Source organism: Thiomonas bhubaneswarensis (genome assembly GCF_001418255.1).
Lineage (GTDB): Bacteria > Pseudomonadota > Gammaproteobacteria > Burkholderiales > Burkholderiaceae_C > Thiomonas > Thiomonas bhubaneswarensis.
Genome location: NZ_LIPV01000002.1, coordinates 268,216 through 284,337 on the forward strand (window position 1 = coordinate 268,216; position 16,122 = coordinate 284,337).

The 16,122-nt window shown below is 64.7% G+C and carries 20 protein-coding genes; 15 read left to right on the forward strand and 5 right to left on the reverse strand.

Features of this window, described 5'->3' with window-relative positions; all coding sequences use genetic code 11:
* Positions 1-8 precede the first annotated feature (8 nt).
* The 13 genes from hisG to tatC all read left to right on the forward strand — a co-directional run bounded on the left by hisG (position 9) and on the right by tatC (position 9,376).
* Positions 9-677, forward strand: coding sequence for an ATP phosphoribosyltransferase (gene hisG, locus ASC45_RS03845; RefSeq protein ID WP_055449705.1), 669 nt, complete (start codon positions 9-11; stop codon positions 675-677).
* Positions 674-1,999 (forward strand): histidinol dehydrogenase, encoded by a 1,326-nt coding sequence (hisD, locus tag ASC45_RS03850; RefSeq protein ID WP_055449706.1) that lies wholly within the window; start codon positions 674-676, stop codon positions 1,997-1,999. Before hisG ends, hisD begins: the two co-directional genes overlap by 4 nt.
* Before the next feature lie 14 nt (positions 2,000-2,013).
* On the forward strand, positions 2,014-3,096 hold the full coding sequence (gene hisC / locus ASC45_RS03855; RefSeq protein WP_055449707.1) for a histidinol-phosphate transaminase: 1,083 nt from the start codon (positions 2,014-2,016) through the stop codon (positions 3,094-3,096).
* 55 nt (positions 3,097-3,151) lie between these two features.
* The gene (hisB, locus tag ASC45_RS03860; protein ID WP_055449708.1) at positions 3,152-3,739 is read left to right on the forward strand and encodes an imidazoleglycerol-phosphate dehydratase HisB; all 588 of its coding nucleotides are present in this window, start codon (positions 3,152-3,154) and stop codon (positions 3,737-3,739) included.
* A 72-nt stretch (positions 3,740-3,811) separates the two neighbouring features.
* A complete protein-coding gene (hisH, locus tag ASC45_RS03865) occupies positions 3,812-4,471 on the forward strand; it encodes an imidazole glycerol phosphate synthase subunit HisH (protein WP_055449709.1) in 660 nt (219 codons plus the stop codon).
* A gap of 73 nt (positions 4,472-4,544) precedes the next feature.
* A complete protein-coding gene (gene hisA / locus ASC45_RS03870; RefSeq protein WP_055449710.1) occupies positions 4,545-5,279 on the forward strand; it encodes a 1-(5-phosphoribosyl)-5-[(5-phosphoribosylamino)methylideneamino]imidazole-4-carboxamide isomerase in 735 nt (244 codons plus the stop codon).
* 46 nt (positions 5,280-5,325) lie between these two features.
* Positions 5,326-6,099 carry an imidazole glycerol phosphate synthase subunit HisF gene (gene hisF / locus ASC45_RS03875; protein ID WP_055449711.1) on the forward strand — a complete coding sequence of 258 codons (774 nt, stop codon included), beginning with the start codon at positions 5,326-5,328 and terminating at the stop codon, positions 6,097-6,099.
* 68 nt (positions 6,100-6,167) lie between these two features.
* Positions 6,168-6,902, forward strand: coding sequence for a bifunctional phosphoribosyl-AMP cyclohydrolase/phosphoribosyl-ATP diphosphatase HisIE (hisIE, locus tag ASC45_RS03880; RefSeq protein ID WP_055449712.1), 735 nt, complete (start codon positions 6,168-6,170; stop codon positions 6,900-6,902).
* Between the two features lie 10 nt (positions 6,903-6,912).
* Positions 6,913-7,278, forward strand: a complete 366-nt coding sequence (locus tag ASC45_RS03885; protein ID WP_055449713.1) for a DUF4870 family protein — start codon at positions 6,913-6,915, stop codon at positions 7,276-7,278.
* A gap of 18 nt (positions 7,279-7,296) precedes the next feature.
* A complete protein-coding gene (locus tag ASC45_RS03890; protein WP_055449714.1) occupies positions 7,297-7,647 on the forward strand; it encodes a histidine triad nucleotide-binding protein in 351 nt (116 codons plus the stop codon).
* 24 nt (positions 7,648-7,671) lie between these two features.
* Complete coding sequence (tatA, locus tag ASC45_RS03895; RefSeq protein WP_055449715.1) at positions 7,672-7,914, forward strand: Sec-independent protein translocase subunit TatA; 243 nt, start codon at positions 7,672-7,674, stop codon at positions 7,912-7,914.
* Positions 7,915-8,019: 105 nt separating this feature from the next.
* Positions 8,020-8,508 carry a Sec-independent protein translocase protein TatB gene (tatB, locus tag ASC45_RS03900; RefSeq protein WP_055449716.1) on the forward strand — a complete coding sequence of 163 codons (489 nt, stop codon included), beginning with the start codon at positions 8,020-8,022 and terminating at the stop codon, positions 8,506-8,508.
* A gap of 64 nt (positions 8,509-8,572) precedes the next feature.
* Positions 8,573-9,376 carry a twin-arginine translocase subunit TatC gene (gene tatC, locus ASC45_RS03905; protein WP_055449717.1) on the forward strand — a complete coding sequence of 268 codons (804 nt, stop codon included), beginning with the start codon at positions 8,573-8,575 and terminating at the stop codon, positions 9,374-9,376.
* A gap of 19 nt (positions 9,377-9,395) precedes the next feature.
* On the opposite strand, the gene ASC45_RS03910 is transcribed toward tatC, so the two are convergent.
* Positions 9,396-10,577, reverse strand: coding sequence for a S1C family serine protease (locus tag ASC45_RS03910; protein WP_055449718.1), 1,182 nt, complete (start codon positions 10,575-10,577; stop codon positions 9,396-9,398).
* Positions 10,578-10,639: 62 nt separating this feature from the next.
* Between ASC45_RS03910 and ASC45_RS03915 the strand changes: the two genes are divergently transcribed.
* Both ASC45_RS03915 and pdxA read left to right on the forward strand, forming a co-directional pair.
* Positions 10,640-11,383, forward strand: coding sequence for a Nif3-like dinuclear metal center hexameric protein (locus ASC45_RS03915; protein ID WP_055449719.1), 744 nt, complete (start codon positions 10,640-10,642; stop codon positions 11,381-11,383).
* On the forward strand, positions 11,352-12,431 hold the full coding sequence (gene pdxA / locus ASC45_RS03920) for a 4-hydroxythreonine-4-phosphate dehydrogenase PdxA (RefSeq protein WP_055449720.1): 1,080 nt from the start codon (positions 11,352-11,354) through the stop codon (positions 12,429-12,431). Before ASC45_RS03915 ends, pdxA begins: the two co-directional genes overlap by 32 nt.
* Positions 12,432-12,576: 145 nt before the next feature.
* Here pdxA and ASC45_RS03925 read toward each other — a convergent pair whose 3' ends face one another.
* The 4 genes from ASC45_RS03925 to ASC45_RS03940 form a co-directional block, all read right to left on the reverse strand.
* Positions 12,577-12,852 carry a DUF4404 family protein gene (locus ASC45_RS03925; RefSeq protein WP_082454228.1) on the reverse strand — a complete coding sequence of 92 codons (276 nt, stop codon included), beginning with the start codon at positions 12,850-12,852 and terminating at the stop codon, positions 12,577-12,579.
* A gap of 65 nt (positions 12,853-12,917) precedes the next feature.
* Positions 12,918-13,778, reverse strand: a complete 861-nt coding sequence (locus tag ASC45_RS03930; protein WP_055449722.1) for an aldo/keto reductase — start codon at positions 13,776-13,778, stop codon at positions 12,918-12,920.
* Between the two features lie 18 nt (positions 13,779-13,796).
* Complete coding sequence (gene ubiB / locus ASC45_RS03935) at positions 13,797-15,368, reverse strand: ubiquinone biosynthesis regulatory protein kinase UbiB (protein ID WP_055449723.1); 1,572 nt, start codon at positions 15,366-15,368, stop codon at positions 13,797-13,799.
* A 17-nt stretch (positions 15,369-15,385) separates the two neighbouring features.
* Positions 15,386-16,033: a ubiquinone biosynthesis accessory factor UbiJ gene (locus ASC45_RS03940; RefSeq protein WP_055449724.1), complete on the reverse strand. Its 648-nt coding sequence runs from the start codon at positions 16,031-16,033 to the stop codon at positions 15,386-15,388.
* Between the last annotated feature and the right edge of the window lie 89 nt (positions 16,034-16,122).

Consider the following 16,122-nt stretch of genomic DNA (forward strand, 5'->3'; position numbering starts at 1 on the left):
GAACTCCCATGCTGACCCTCGCACTGTCCAAGGGACGAATCTTCGAAGACACGCTGCCCATGCTGGCACGTGCCGGCATCACCGTGTCGGGCGATCCCGAGTCCACGCGCAAACTCATCTTGCCGACCAATCGACCGGATGTGCGCGTGGTGCTGGTGCGTGCCAGCGATGTGCCCACCTATGTGCGCTACGGCGGCGCCGACATCGGCGTGGCCGGGCTGGACGTGCTGCGCGAATATATCGCCGGCAGCGGCTCCGACGGGCTGTATCTTCCGGTCGATCTGGGCATTGCCCGCTGCCGCCTGAGCGTGGCGGTGCGGCACGATTTCGACTACGCCGGCCAGGTCAAGCAGGGCGCGCGGCTGCGGGTGGCGACCAAATACCTGCACATGGCCCGTGAGCATTTCGCTACCAAGGGCGTGCACGTCGATCTGGTCAAGCTCTACGGCTCGATGGAACTGGCGCCGCTCACCGGGCTGGCCGATGCCATCGTCGATCTGGTGTCCACCGGCGGCACGCTTAAAGCCAATGGCCTGGTCGAAGTCGAGCACATCATGGACATTTCCGCGCGTCTCATCGTCAACCAGGCCGCGCTCAAGACCCGCACGGCCTTGCTCAAGCCCCTGATCGACCAACTGCGCGAAGCTGCGCAAACGCCGGAGGAGACCGCCGCATGAACATGCCGCTCAATGCCCCGCCACTGCGCAGGCTCGACGCCACCGGCCCCGACTTCGAGACGCAGTACCGCGCGCTGTTCGCCCGCATGGCCGACGAAAACGCCGAGATCGACGCCCGCGCGGCCGACATCCTGCGCGACGTTCAGAGCAGGGGCGATGCCGCCGTGCTCGACTGCACCCGCAGGTTCGACCGCCTCGATGTGCCCGACATGGCCGCACTCGAAATCAGCCAGGCCGAACTGCGGGCCGCGCTTGCCGCCATCACCCCGGAGCAGCGCAGCGCGCTCGAAGTCGCCGCCTCACGGGTGCGCCGCTACCACGAGCGCCAGTTGCAGCAAGTGGGCCAGAGCTGGGAGTACCGCGACGAAGACGGCACGCTGCTCGGCCAGAAGGTCACACCGCTGGACCGCGTGGGCATCTATGTGCCCGGCGGCAAGGCCGCCTATCCCTCCTCGGTGCTGATGAACGCCATTCCGGCGCATGTGGCGGGGGTGCAGGACATCATCATGGTCGTGCCCACGCCCGGCGGCGAGCGCAATCCGCTGGTGCTGGCCGCAGCCGCCGTGGCCGGCGTGAGCCGGGCCTTCGCCATCGGCGGCGCGCAGGCCGTGGGCGCGCTGGCTTACGGCACGGCCACGGTGCCCGCGGTGGACAAGATCGTCGGCCCCGGCAATGCCTATGTGGCCGCGGCCAAGCGACGGGTGTTCGGCATCTGCGGCATCGACATGATCGCAGGCCCCTCCGAGATTCTGGTGCTGGCCGACGGCAGCACGCCACCCGACTGGGTGGCCATGGATCTGTTCAGCCAGGCCGAGCACGACGAGCTGGCGCAGAGCATCCTGCTCTGCCCCGATGCCGCCTACATCGATGCCGTCGCCTCGGCGATCCACCGGCTGCTGCCCGATATGCCCCGCAAGGCCATCATCGAGGCATCGCTCGCCGGGCGTGGCGCGCTGGTGCAGGTGCGCGACATGGCGCAGGCCTGTGAGCTGGCCAACCGCATCGCGCCCGAACACCTGGAAATTTCGGCCCAAGACCCGCACCAGTTCGTGCCTTTGCTCAAGCACGCCGGCGCGCTGTTTCTCGGTGCCTACACCTCCGAATCGCTCGGCGACTACTGCGCCGGGCCCAACCACGTACTGCCCACGTCGGGCACGGCACGGTTTTCCTCGCCGCTGGGCGTGTATGACTTCATCAAGCGCTCCAGCATCATCGAAGTCAGTGCCGAGGGCGCGCAGCGGCTGGGCCGCATCGCCAGCGTGCTGGCCCACGGCGAGCGCCTCACTGCACACGCCCGCGCCGCAGAGATGCGCCTGCGCTAAAGAGACGTAGCACCATGAGCCGATACTGGAGCGAAGTCGTTCACGGCCTCACCCCCTATGTGCCGGGTGAGCAGCCGCGCATCGAAGGGCTGATAAAGCTCAACACCAATGAATGTCCCTATCCGCCCAGCGACAAGGTGCTGCTGGCCATCGCGGCGCAGACCACGGGCGATCTGCGCCTCTACCCAGACCCGCAGGCCGCAGGGCTCAAGGCGGCCATCGCCCACCATCACGGCCTGAAGTCCGAACAGGTCTTCGTCGGCAATGGCTCTGACGAAGTGCTGGCCCATGCCTTCATAGCGCTGCTGCGTCACCCGGCGCCACTGCTGCATCCCGATATTTCGTACAGCTTCTATCCGGTCTATGCCCGGCTGTACGGCATCGAAACCCGCGAGCTGGCACTGCGTGACGATTTCTCCATCGCCGTCGACGACTATCTGCAGGCCGGGCCGAACGGCGGCATCATCTTCCCCAATCCCAATGCGCCTACGGGCATGGCGCTGCCCCTGTCCGAAATCGAGCGCCTGCTGAAGGGCAATCCCGATTCCGTGGTGGTGGTCGATGAGGCCTATGTCGATTTCGGTGCGCAGACCACCGCCACGCTGATCGACCGCTACCCGCAATTGCTGGTGGTTCGCACCCTGTCCAAAGCCTGGGCGCTGGCCGGGTTGCGTGTGGGCTATGCGCTGGGCCACCCCGATTTGATCGACGCGCTGACCAGGGTGAAGGACAGCTTCAACTCCTATCCGCTCGACCGCCTGGCGCTTGCGGGTGCCACCGCCGCGATGGCTGATACCGAGTGGCTGGCGCAGACCTGCGCACGCATTCAGGCCAGCCGCGAGGCGTTGAGCGAGGGCCTGCGCGCGCGCGGCTTCGAGGTGCTGCCGTCGAAGGCGAATTTCGTGTTCGCGCGCCACCCCGCGCACGAGGGCGCAAGGCTGGCGGCGCAGTTGCGCGAGCACCGCATTCTGGTGCGGCAGTTCGCACGGCCGCAGCGCATAGCCGACTTTCTGCGCATCACCATCGGCACCCCGCAGCAATGCGACGCCCTGTTGAGCGCCTACGACACCATCGCGGCGCAGTCGGCGTCGCGCTGACGTTACGATTGCGTCTGACGCCCGCCGCTCTCAAGCCATTTCACGCCATTTCCCCATGCGCACTGCCCAGGTTTCCCGCAACACCGCCGAGACGCAGATCACCGTGTCCATCAACCTCGATGGCACCGGCGTGTCCAGACTGGACACGGGGGTGGGTTTTTTCGATCACATGCTCGACCAGATCGCCCGGCACGGGCTGATCGACCTCGACATTCAGGCCAAGGGCGATCTGCATATCGACGCGCATCACACGGTGGAAGACGTCGGCATTACGCTGGGCCAGGCGCTGGCCAAGGCGATCGGCGACAAGAAGGGCATTCGCCGCTATGGCCATGCCTACGTGCCGCTCGATGAGGCGCTCAGCCGTGTGGTCATCGACTTTTCGGGCCGTCCCGGCCTGGAATGGCAGGTGCCCTTCACCCGCGCCATGATCGGCGAGTTCGACGTCGATCTGGCCCACGAATTCTTTCAGGGGCTGGTCAATCATGCCGCCATCACCGTGCATGTCGATAATCTGCGCGGCGACAATGCTCATCACCAATGCGAAACCGTGTTCAAGGCGTTTGGCCGTGCGCTGCGCGCGGCGGCCGAGCGCGATCCCCGCATGGGTGAGGTGATTCCCTCGACCAAAGGTTCGCTGTAAATTCGCGTCACGGCCTGTTGAGCGCCTGCGCGTCCGTCCTCTGATCAATCGACCGTCACCAATCCTGAATCGATGAAACGCGTTGCCGTCGTGGACTATGGCATGGGCAATCTGCGCTCGGTGTCGCAGGCTGTCGCGCATGTGGCTGCCGATACGCCCTTCGAGGTGATCGTGACCTCCGATCCGGCCGCGGTGCGTGCTGCAGACCGCGTGGTGCTGCCGGGGCAGGGCGCCATGCCCGATTGCATGCGCGAACTGCGCGAATCGGGTCTGCAGGAAGCCGTCCTGGAGGCCGCTGCCAGCAAGCCGCTGTTCGGCGTCTGCGTGGGCATGCAGATGTTGCTCGATCACAGCACCGAAGGTTACGTCGACGGGCTCGGCCTCATTCCCGGTCAGGTGCAGCGCTTCGACCTCGAAGGCCAGTCGCAGCCCGACGGCAGCCGTTACAAGGTGCCGCACATGGGCTGGAACGCCGTCTGGCAGGGGCGCGATGCACTAAGCGCTCTGCATCCCCTGTGGGCGAATGTTCCCGACGGCTCGGCCTTCTACTTTGTGCACAGCTACTACGCCGCGCCGGAGCACGATGGGCACAGCGCGGGCGAAACCGAATACGGCGTGCGCTTTGCCAGCGCGGTGGCGCGTGACAATCTATTCGCCACGCAGTTTCACCCCGAGAAAAGCGCCGAAGCCGGGCTGATGCTCTACCGCAATTTTCTGCACTGGTCGCCATGAGCGAGCCGGTGGTGTTTGTTGTTTCGCTGTTGCGATCTCCGTGTTCTGACTGATCTTTCTCTGCCCTGACATCATGCTGCTCATTCCGGCAATCGACCTCAAGGACGGCCAATGCGTTCGCCTCGAACAAGGTGAGATGCAAGGCGCCACGGTGTTCTCCAAAGATCCCGCAGCCATGGCCAGGCACTGGATCGATCAGGGGGCCGAGCGTCTGCACCTGGTGGATCTCAACGGAGCCTTCGCGGGCAAGCCGCGCAACGCCGAGGCCATTGCGGCTATCCTCGACGAAGTGGGCGACGAGATTCCGGTGCAGCTCGGCGGCGGCATTCGCGATCTGGACACCATCGAGGCCTACCTCGATCAGGGCCTGAGTTTCGTCATCATCGGCACGGCGGCGGTGAAGAACCCCGGCTTCCTGCGCGATGCCTGCAGTGCCTTCGGCGGGCACATCATCGTCGGTCTCGACGCCCGCGACGGCAAGGTCGCCACCGATGGCTGGAGCAAGCTGACCGGTCATGAAGTCGCCGACCTGGCGCGCAAGTTCCAGGACTACGGCATCGAAGGCGTGATCTACACCGATATCGGCCGCGACGGCATGCTCACCGGCATCAACATCGAGGCGACGGTACGACTGGCCGAAGCCCTCGATGTGCCGGTCATCGCCTCCGGCGGGCTGTCGGGCATGGCTGACATCGAGAAACTCTGCGAGGTCGAGAGCAGCGGTGTGGAGGGCGTGATCTGCGGCCGGTCCATCTATACCGGCGCCCTCGATTTCGCCGCCGCGCAACGCTACGTCACCAGCCGTTGACCGCCCCCATCGCCTCCAAAGTCTTTCGTTTTCCGCCCCACCGCCCATGCTGTTCAAGCGCATCATTCCCTGCCTCGACGTGAACGGTGGCCGTGTGGTCAAGGGCGTCAATTTCGTCGGACTGCGCGACGCCGGCGACCCGGTCGAAATCGCCGCCCGCTACAACGCCCAGGGCGCGGACGAACTCACCTTTCTCGACATCACCGCCACCAGCGACGCGCGCGATCTGCTGCTGCATCAGATCGAGGCCGTGGCGTCGCAGGTGTTCATTCCCCTGACCGTCGGTGGCGGCGTGCGCACCGTGGAGGACGTTCGTCGCCTGCTCAACGCCGGTGCCGACAAGGTCAGCTTCAACTCCGCCGCCGTGGCCAATCCCCAGGTCATCGCCGATGTCTCGGCCAAGTACGGCGCGCAGTGCATCGTCGTGGCCATCGACGCCAAGCGGCGGGCCGACGGCGAAGGCTGGGAGGTCTATACCCATGGCGGCCGCAAGGCCACGGGGCTGGATGCGGTGGCATGGGCCGTGCGCATGACCAACGCCGGCGCCGGTGAAATCCTGCTCACCAGCATGGACCGCGATGGCACCAAGGCCGGTTTCGATCTGGCGCTCACCCGTGCCGTATCCGACGCGGTAAGCGTGCCCGTCATCGCCTCGGGGGGCGTCGGCAATCTCGATCATCTGGCCGCCGGATTCCTGGAAGGCCACGCCGACGCCGTACTGGCCGCCAGCATCTTTCACTATGGCGAATACACCGTGGGGCAGGCCAAGCAGCACCTAGCGTCTCGTGGCATCGCCATGCGTCCCGACTGGTCGTCTTGAGCATGTTGCGAAACCTGCTCGCGCGGACGACGTCTTCGGCGTCACCTGCTCAGACTAAACTTCGTCCAATGAACTGGCTCGATCAAGTCAAATGGGATGCCCGCGGTCTCGTCCCGGCCATTGTCCAAGACGCCCATACCGGGCGTGTGCTCATGTTCGCCTGGATGAACCGCGAGGCGCTGGAACAGACGCATCTGCGCGGCGAGGCCGTGTATTGGTCGCGTTCGCGGCACAAGCTGTGGCACAAGGGCGAGGAGTCCGGCCATGTGCAGACCGTGCGCGACATCCGCCTCGATTGCGATGGCGACGTGGTGTTGCTGCAAGTCGAGCAGGCCGGTGGCATTGCCTGTCACACCGGGCGCGAGTCGTGCTTTTTCAGCCGCCTCGAACAAGACCATTGGGTTGCGTCCGATCCCGTGCTGAAAGACCCGGCGCAGATTTATCACCAGACGCATGCTTCGGTCGATTCGACCGCAGCGAATGATTCCGGCGCGGTGCTGGAGCGCCTCTACGCCACCATCGCCAGCCGCAAGCATGCCGACCCGAGCGTGTCCTACGTGGCTCGCCTGTTCCAAAAGGGCGAAGATGCCATCCTGAAAAAGATCGGGGAGGAAGCCACCGAGCTCGTCATGGCGGCCAAGGACGGCGCGCCCGATAAAGTGTTGTACGAGACGGCCGACCTGTGGTTTCACAGTCTGATCGCCCTGGCCCAACATGGCCTGACGCCGCAGCAGGTTCTCGCCGAACTCGAACGTCGTGAAGGCCGCTCAGGCCTGGCCGAATTTGCGTCGCGTCCCACCTGAGCCTCCGACCATGCAAGACCGCACCATCGTGGAGCCACCCGGCTCGCAGGACATAGAAGGCCTCAAGACCATCGCGCTCGTGGTCTATGTGCTGCAGGCGCTGAGTTTTTTCTGGGGCATCACCGCCATCGTCGGCGTGATCATCGACTACGTCAAACTGGACGACGCCCGTGGCACCTGGCTGGAAAACCATCTGCGCTGGCAGATCCGCACTTTTTGGTGGGGCCTGTTCTGGTCGGTGATCGGTTTCGGCCTGATCTGGGTGTTCGGCCTGGGGTTCGTGGTGCTGGGCATCGTTTACTTCTGGACCATCTACCGCGTGGTCAAGGGCTGGCTCAAGCTCACCGAACGCAAGCTGGTTCATCCTTCCCTTTGATTTTTATTACAAGACGCCATGACCGATCCCCATTGCATTTTCTGCAAGATCGCCGCCGGTCAGTTGCCGGCGAAAATCCTCTATCAGGATGACGATGTCCTTGCGTTTCACGACATTCACCCTGCGGCGCCGGTGCATTTCCTGATCATTCCCCGACTGCATCTATCGTCTTTGTTCGATGTGGGTACTGAGCACACGGCCTTACTCGGTAAAATGTTGCAGCTTGTACCCAGACTGGCGCGTAAGCAAGGTTGCGATGACGGGTTTCGCACTGTCATCAATACCGGCCAGAATGGCGGTCAGGAAGTGTTCCACCTGCACTTGCACGTTATGGGCGGTCCCCGCCCGTGGAAAAAACAGGCCCCTTAATTTTTTGTGGTGAAGGAGTAGATCATGGGCTCATTTAGCATTTGGCACTGGCTGATCGTGCTGGTGATTGTGATGATGGTGTTTGGCACCAAAAAACTGAAGAACATGGGCTCCGACCTGGGTTCAGCGGTCAAGGGCTTCAAGGACGGCATGCGCGACGCCAGTGCCGACGACAAGCCGGCAGAGGCCGACAAGCAACTGGCGGCCGAAGCCAGCGCGAAAAAGGAAGCCATCGACGTGCAGGCCAAGGAAAAGGCCTCTTCCTGAGCGTCTTTTCACTCTGCGTGCCGGCAGCGATGCCGGTTTTTTGTTCTTGCCGCCGCCAGCCGCTCGGCTCGGATTGTCGTCTTGCCTCTCTCCCCCTGATCGCCCATGTTTGATATCGGAATGTCCGAAATCGGCTTGATCGGCGTCGTTGCTCTCGTCGTGCTCGGCCCTGAAAAGCTGCCGCGTGTGGCGCGCACTGCAGGCAATCTGCTGGGTCGCGCGCAGCGCTATCTCGCCGAGGTCAAGGCCGAAGTCAACCGGCAGATGGATCTGGAAGAACTGCGCAATGTGAAGGCGTCGCTCGAATCGGCGGCACAAGACATGAAAAAGTCGGTGGCCGACAACGTCGCCGAAGTGCAGGGCAGTTTTGATGACGCCTGGAAAGAGGCCACCGCTGGGTTGAACGGCGCAGCCGAACCCTCCATGGCCGACGGCTTTTCCTCGGCGTCCTTGCCCAGCCCCGACTACCCGACCAAGAAGCGCAAGAAGCTCTCGGGCAATACCGTTCCGCAGTGGTACCGGCGGCAAGCCCGGGTGCGCACGCAGGCGCTGTCGGGCGCGGCGCGCATGGCGCGTTACCGCGTCAAGCGCTGAAGCCGCATGGTGCGGCGTTCTCACCTCATGCTTCTTCTTCCCCTTGCAAACGAGTGCATCGCCCGTGTCTGACTCCAAGAAAACCGTGACACCGGACAGCCCCGAGGCCGAACAGCCGTTCATCTCGCACCTGATCGAATTGCGCAATCGCCTCATCCGGGCGATTGCGGCCATCGGCGTGGTGTTCATCGTGCTGTCGATCTATCCGGGCCCCTCGGGGCTGTTCGATCTGCTGTCTCACCCGCTGATCGCCCACCTGCCCAAGGGCTCGACGATGATCGCCATCGGCGTGATCTCGCCCTTCGTGGTGCCGATCAAGGTCACGCTGCTTGTGGCGTTCATGATCGCCTTGCCCGCCGTGCTCTATCAGGTGTGGGCCTTTGTGGCGCCCGGTCTGTACACCCACGAAAAGCGTCTGGTCATGCCGCTGATCGTCAGCAGCACGGTGCTGTTCTACATGGGCGTCGCATTCTGTTATTTCTTCGTTTTCGGCCGTCTGTTCACCTTCATTCAGAGTTTTGCGCCCAAGGTCATCACCGCAGCTCCGGACATCGAGGCCTACCTCAGCTTCATGCTGACCATGTTCATGGCCTTCGGCACTGCCTTTGAGGTGCCCGTGGTGTTGATGGTGCTGGTGCGCTTCGGGCTGGTGACGGTCGAGCAGCTCAAATCCTGGCGCAGCTACTTCATCGTGGCTGCTTTCATCATCGCGGCGATCGTCACACCGCCCGACGTGGTGTCACAGACTTCGCTGGCGGTGTCGATGATTCTGTTGTTCGAGGTGGGTATTTTGGCGGCGAAGTATCTAGTGAAGTATTCGGCGCCGCCGTCCGAAGACGAGCAGGACGCGCAATCCTCCACGTCGTAGTGCCGCGTCTTGGTGCGGCTCAGGGCAGCACGCCTTCGCTGTCCTCGGCGGGTTGATTCTGGCTGAGGCTCTGCGGTCGGGTGCCGATGCGAATGTGCAGGGTGGCGGCCTTGCCGTCGCGCAGCACCTGAAGCGCCGCTTCGCTGCCCGGCTTGAGACCGGCCACGGCGTTCAGCAGCTGGCCCGTATTGCTCACCAGCTTGCCGTTCACATCGAGCACCACATCCCCCGGGCGCATGCCTGCGGCATCGGCGGGGCCGTTGCGCAGCACCCCGACGATGACCACGCCTTCCGGGTGAGGCAGATTGAGGGCGCGGGCGAGGCGGTCCGTCACGTCCTGCGGCTCGACGCCGATCCAGCCCCTCACGACTTGGCCGGTGCTGATGAGCTGTTGCATGACGTTGCGCGCGGTGGATACCGGAACCGCGAAGCCGATGCCCAGGGAACCGCCGCTGCGCGAGAAGATGGCGGTGTTGATGCCGATGAGGTTGCCATTGGCATCGACCAGCGCGCCGCCGGAATTGCCGGGGTTGATGGCGGCGTCGGTCTGGATGAAATTCTCGAAGGTGTTGATGCCCAGCTGCGTGCGACCGAGCGCGCTGATGATGCCCTGGGTCACGGTCTGGCCGACGCCGAAGGGGTAGCCGATGGCCAGCACCACATCGCCGACGTGGGCATTGGCATCATTGCCGAAGGTGATGACGGGCAAGTCGGTGAGCTGGATGCGCAGCACGGCCAGATCGGTATCCGGGTCGCGGCCCACCAGGGTGGCCTTGGCCTCGCGCCCGTCAGCCAGTGTGACCTCGATCTGATCCGCGCCTTCGACGACATGGTTGTTCGTCAGAATGTAGCCATCGGGGCTGACGATGACCCCCGAGCCCAGACCGACGGTGGGCTGGCGCCCGCCCTGAAACTGGCGCAGCCAGGCGTCGCGGCCGGGCAGACGCTGCGGAGTTTTGGAGGTTGTGATGGAGACGACGGCCGGCATGGCCTTGAGAGCGGCGGCGCTGTAGCTGCCCGGTGCCGGTAGCGCCGCGGGCTTGCTCGATGCATCCTGAATGGTGACCACGGTTGGCGCCTGCTTCGGCGCAGTTGCGGATAGGCCGAAGCCTATCCACGTCGGCTTGAGGGTGGAGATGACGAACAGCGCGGCAAGCGCGATGGTCACAGTCTGGGAAAATAGCAGCCAGAGGCGTCGCATACAGAGGCATCAGGAGAGATGTTGGGTCACATGGCGGCGGCCGTTCGAGCTTCAAGACCACCATGCGCAGAGATCTATTGCAGAGCGAAATCGATACCTATCTCGATTGCGCGCGTTTCACCGATTATTGCCCAAACGGCCTGCAGGTCGAGGGCCGGGAGGATGTCCAGCGCATCGTGACGGGCGTGACCGCGAGCCTGGCCTTGATCGAGCGCGCGATTGCGCTGCGCGCCGACGCTCTGCTGGTGCATCACGGCTACTTCTGGCGGGGCGAAGATCCGCGCGTCATTCGCCAGAAGCGCAAGCGATTGGGGCTCTTGCTGGCCGCCGATCTCAATCTGTTTGCCTATCACCTGCCGCTCGACGCGCACGCCGAAGTCGGCAACAACGTGATGCTGGCGCGGCGGCTGGGCTGGTCGGTGCAGGGGCGTTTCGGCAAGCAGCAGCTCGGCTGCGTGGGTTACGCCGCGCAGGACTCGGTGGACGCGCTGGCCCAGGCCATCGCCCGCGACCTTGGGCGTGCGCCTCTGGTGGTGGGCGATGCCGATGCGCCGGTCGGGCTGCTGGCCTGGTGTACCGGCGGGGCGCAGGACTGGATCGAGGACGCCTGGGCCGCTGGTGCTCGAACCTATGTCAGCGGAGAGATCTCCGAACCCACGGCCCACTTCGCGCGTGAAATGGGCATCACCTACCTGGCCTGCGGTCATCACGCCACCGAGCGCGACGGCATCCGCGCGCTCGGCGACCATCTGGCCACCACTTACGCACTCGACCATGTCTTCCTCGATCTCGACAACCCCGCCTGAAGCGCGGCTGCCGCTGGCGCTCACCCTGGGCGACGCCTGCGGCATCGGTCCGGAGCTCATCGTGCGGGCATTCGCCAAAGGCGAGGCCGAGGGCTGCGTGGTCTATGGCGACGCCGCGTGGCTGGCGCACACAGCGCGTGCCATGTCTTTCACCCCGGATAGCAGCCGCCCGCCCGTCGTGGCGCTCGACGATCTGGCGCAGTGGCAGAGCGCACCGCGAGGCGCCATACCGGTGCTGCCCATCGTGCGGCTGCCTGAAGATCTGGCCGTCGGCCAGGTGGATGCGCGTGCGGGTGCGGCCGCCTTCGCATGCATCGAAGCCGCAGCCCGCGACGCGCTGGCCGGTCGCGTGGCGGCTGTGGTGACGGCGCCGATCCACAAGGAGGCGCTGCATGCGGCCAGGGTGGACTTCCCGGGTCATACCGAAATCCTGCAACATCTGGCGGGCGGCGTGCCGGTGCGCATGATGCTGGCCAACGATCAGCTCAAGACCGTGCTGGTCACGGTGCACATGGCTCTCAGGAAAGCCATCGATGCGGTGACGACCGACGCGGTGCTGCAGACCCTGCGCATTGCGCATCACGCGGCCCGCGCGTGGGGGCTGCGGCGGCCCCGTATCGCAGTGGCGGGGCTGAATCCGCATGCGGGTGAATCAGGGCTGTTCGGCGACGAAGAGGCGCGTGTCATCGCCCCTGCGATCGCTCAGGCGCGCAGCGAAGGCATCGACGCCAGCGGCCCCTATCCGCCCGATACGGTGTTCATGCGGGCGCGCCACGCGCCGCCCGAACATCCCGGCGCTTTCGACATCGTCGTGGCGATGTACCACGACCAGGGGCTGATTCCGGTGAAGTATCTCGGCGTGGAGCAGGGTGTGAACGTGACCCTGGGATTGCCCTTCGTGCGCACCAGCCCAGATCATGGCACGGCGTTCGACATCGCTGGACGGGATGTCGCCGATCCGGCCAGCCTCATCGCCGCCATCCGCATGGCGCGTCAGCTCTCGGCGCAGCCGACGGTACAAGGCGAGCCAGGAGCCTGTCGGACTTGAGGATCGCGTGCTGCAAAATGGCCTGCGGCGCCCTGCGGCAGCGTCTTTTTGCCCCATAGCTCGGGCTATGGGGCTGCAAATCCGCCGCCACATGGCAATCCGCATGCCCATTTTTCGCTTTCCGCGCCCCAAGCCCGACAGGCTCCTAGAGCCCCAGTCCGAGTAGCAGGCTGCGCAGTTCGCGCAGGGCCAGATCGATGTTCGGATGTTCCGCCGCGAAGCGGGTCGCCAGGGTCTGGGCCTGCTCGGCGAGATCGTTGCTCGGGGCGGGCTCGGGCTGGGTCTGCTGACGGTCGAGTGCGGCCTGAATGTCCTGTTCTAGCGTTTGCAGCAGGCCCTTGAGTTCAGGATCGACGGTCGGTTGGGCTTGCAGCGCGGCGTGAAGGCGCTGCAGGGTGTCGCGGATTTGTGTGTCGGACATGATGGTTGGGTGGGCAGTGGACAAAGGCATTGTGCCGAGCCGCGACGGGTGCGGCAAGCCTCGCGTCAAATCATCGCCAGGGGCTGCTTCTCGCGGGGCGGGTTGAAGAGGGCGTCGAGGCGCTGCAGGTCTTCGGCCGAAAGCGCCAGTTGCGTGGCGGCCAGATTTTCTCGCAGGTGGGTGCTGCGCACGGCCTTGGGGATGGCGATGACTTCCGGTTGATGCAGTACCCAGGCCAGGGCCACCTGGGCGGCGCTGGCGCCGAGATTTCGTCCGATGGCCTCCAGGGCCGGATGTGAAGCGAGCGCGCCCTGGCCGATGGGGCTGTAGGCCATGAGCGGCATCGAGTTGCGCTGCTGCCAGGGCAGCAGATCGAACTCGATGCCGCGCGCCTCCAGACTGTAATAGACCTGATTGGTGGCGCATGCGGTGCCGCCCGGCAAGGCGAAAAGCTCGTCCATGTCGCTCACATCGAAATTGCTCACCCCCCAGTGCCGAATCAGCCCGCGACGCTGGAGCTGGGCTAAGCCCTCGATCGTTTCTGTCAACGCATAGTCGCCCCGCCAGTGCAGCAGATACAGATCGATCTGATCGATCTTGAGCCTCCGCAGGCTGCGCTCGCAGGCTTGAACCACGCCGCGCGTGCTGGCGTGATGCGGATACACCTTGCTGACGAGTGTGAGCGATTCGCGCCGCACTTCGCCCGCGGCAAAGGCCTGCGTCAACGCCTCGCCGAGCATGCTCTCGGCGCCGCCTTCGCCATACATCTCGGCGGTGTCGATGAGCCGGTAGCCGAGGCGCAGTGCTTCGCGCACGGCGAGCACTTCGGCCTTGCGCGCCTGCGCCTGCTCGCCCATGCGCCAGGTGCCCAGCCCAAGGGCGGGAATGGCTGTGCCGTCGGGCAATCGTCGGTCGGTTAGGGTCATGGGCAAGTGGGAGAGGATTCAGAACAGGCGCCGCAACCAGCCGCTGTCCACCGCGGCGATGAGGAGCACGGCGGCGATGAAGCCCACGACAAACGCCATCAGAGTCTGCAGCAGGGCGTTGGTGCGGCGCTGCTCCTGCAGCAATTCACGCAGCACCGGATCGTCGCGCTTCTCGTGGGACAGCAGAGCCTGGTGCAGTAGACGCGGAATCTCGGGAAGGTACTGCGCGTAGCGCGTCGACTCGTTCTTCAGCTTGTCGCGGAAGGCTGGCCAGCCGACCTGACTCTTCATCCACTTTTCGAGAAAGGGCTGCGCCGTGGTCCAAAGATCGAGCTCCGGGTCGAGCTGGCGCCCGAGGCCTTCGACGTTGAGCAGGGTTTTCTGCAGCAACACGAGCTGGGGCTGAATTTCCACCTTGAACCGGCGCGAGACCTGAAACAGTCGCAGCAGCACCTGCCCGAGCGATATGTCTTTGAGTGGACGGGCGAACTGCGGCTCGCAGACGCTGCGCACCGCGGCTTCGAGTTCGTCGATGCGCGCGTCTGCCGGCACCCAGCCGGATTCCACATGAAGCTCCGCAACCCGCTTGTAATCGCGGCGGAAAAAGGCGATGAAATTCTGCGCCAGATAGTCCTTGTCGAAATCGGACAGAGTGCCGACGATGCCGAAATCCAGCGCGATGTAGCGACCGAAGGTTTCGGGTTGCAGGCTGACCATGATGTTGCCAGGGTGCATGTCGGCATGAAAAAAGCCGTCACGGAACACCTGGGTGAAAAAAATGTCCACGCCCGCCTTGGCCAGTTGCTTGAAGTCCACGCCGGCGGCACGCAGCGCGTCGACGCGACCGATGGGCACACCCTTCATGCGCTGCATCACGATCACTTCATTGCGGCACAGATCCCAATACATCTCGGGGATGAGCACGAGGTCGAGCGAGGCCATGTTGCGGCGCAGTTGCGCGCCGTTGGCGGCCTCGCGCACCAGATCGAGTTCATCGTGGAGGTATTTGTCGAACTCGCTCACCACTTCGCGCGGCTTGAGGCGCCGCCCTTCGCTCCACAGGCGGTCGACCAGGGCGGCCATGGTGTGCATCAAGGCCAGGTCTTCCTCGATGACCTTGTGCATGCCAGGGCGCAGCACCTTGACCGCCACTTCGGCGCCGCCTTGTTGCGGGTGCAGCGTGGCAAAGTGCACCTGGGCGATCGAGGCACTGGCCACGGGACGACGTTCGAAAGTGGCAAACAGGGCTTCGATGGGCCGGCCAAACGAGCGTTCGATGATGGCCACGGCAACATCGGAGTCGAACGGCGGCACCTTGTCCTGCAGCTTGGCGAGTTCGTCGGCGATGTCGGGCGGTAACAGGTCGCGGCGGGTGGAGAGCACCTGGCCGAACTTGACGAAGATCGGCCCCAGACTTTCGAGCGCCAGACGCAGGCGCTCCCCGCGCGGCTGGGTCAGAGGGCGACCCAACGTGAGGATGCGGCTCAGGCGTCGCAACCAAGGGTGTTGAAAACTCGACAGCGCCATTTCATCCAGGCCGTAGCGCAGGATGACGGAGAAGATTTTCAGCAGGCGTAGCAGGCGGCGCATGGGTTGTTCACAAGCTCTCAGCGAATGCCGAATTGTTGGCGCAGCAGGGCGAGGCGCTTTTCGAGCCGGGCGGCACGGTCGCGCAGGTCGCGTACCGCCTCCTGCTGCTGTGCCCATTCGCTGCGGCTGACCAGCGCTCGCGGCTCGGCGGCGAACCATTCGCGCGCACGGTCATGCGCGCGCTCCCAGGCTTGCTGGCCTTGCTTCACCGCAGCCTGGCCAGTCTGCACGATCCGGTGCGCGGGGATGTCGCCCACGATGGCTGCGAGATCGTCTTCCACGTCCCAGCGGACATGGGCCATCAGCCAGGACAGGGTTTGCGCAAGCTCGGCGTCGCCTCGCAGGCGCGCACCGCTCAGATTCAGCGGGGCACGTCGGGCGATGGCGTCACGCACGGCGTCCAGATCGACGGCGATGTGCAGACTGGCTTCGTCGGGTGTCAGCGCCGACTGCGATGCGGCTTGAAGCAGCCCCCCGGCCTCGATTTCCCAGGGCATGTCCACACCGAGGGCACTGAACACCAAGGTCTTGCCGGCATGCCCGCGGAGTTTGCCCTGGGCTTGAGGGTCGGCGGCGAGCAGGTGGTTAATCGCGGGAGGGACAAGCTGCTGCAACCTGCGTGCAAGCTGTGCGCGGTCGGGTATCAAGGTCTGGGCTTCGGACATGCGTCGGGTCTGGCGGTTTGCGGGCTCATTCTAGGAGCCCGTTCCGATCCCTGAATGCGCCGCTGCGGCGCAAATAAGAAAAACGCCGC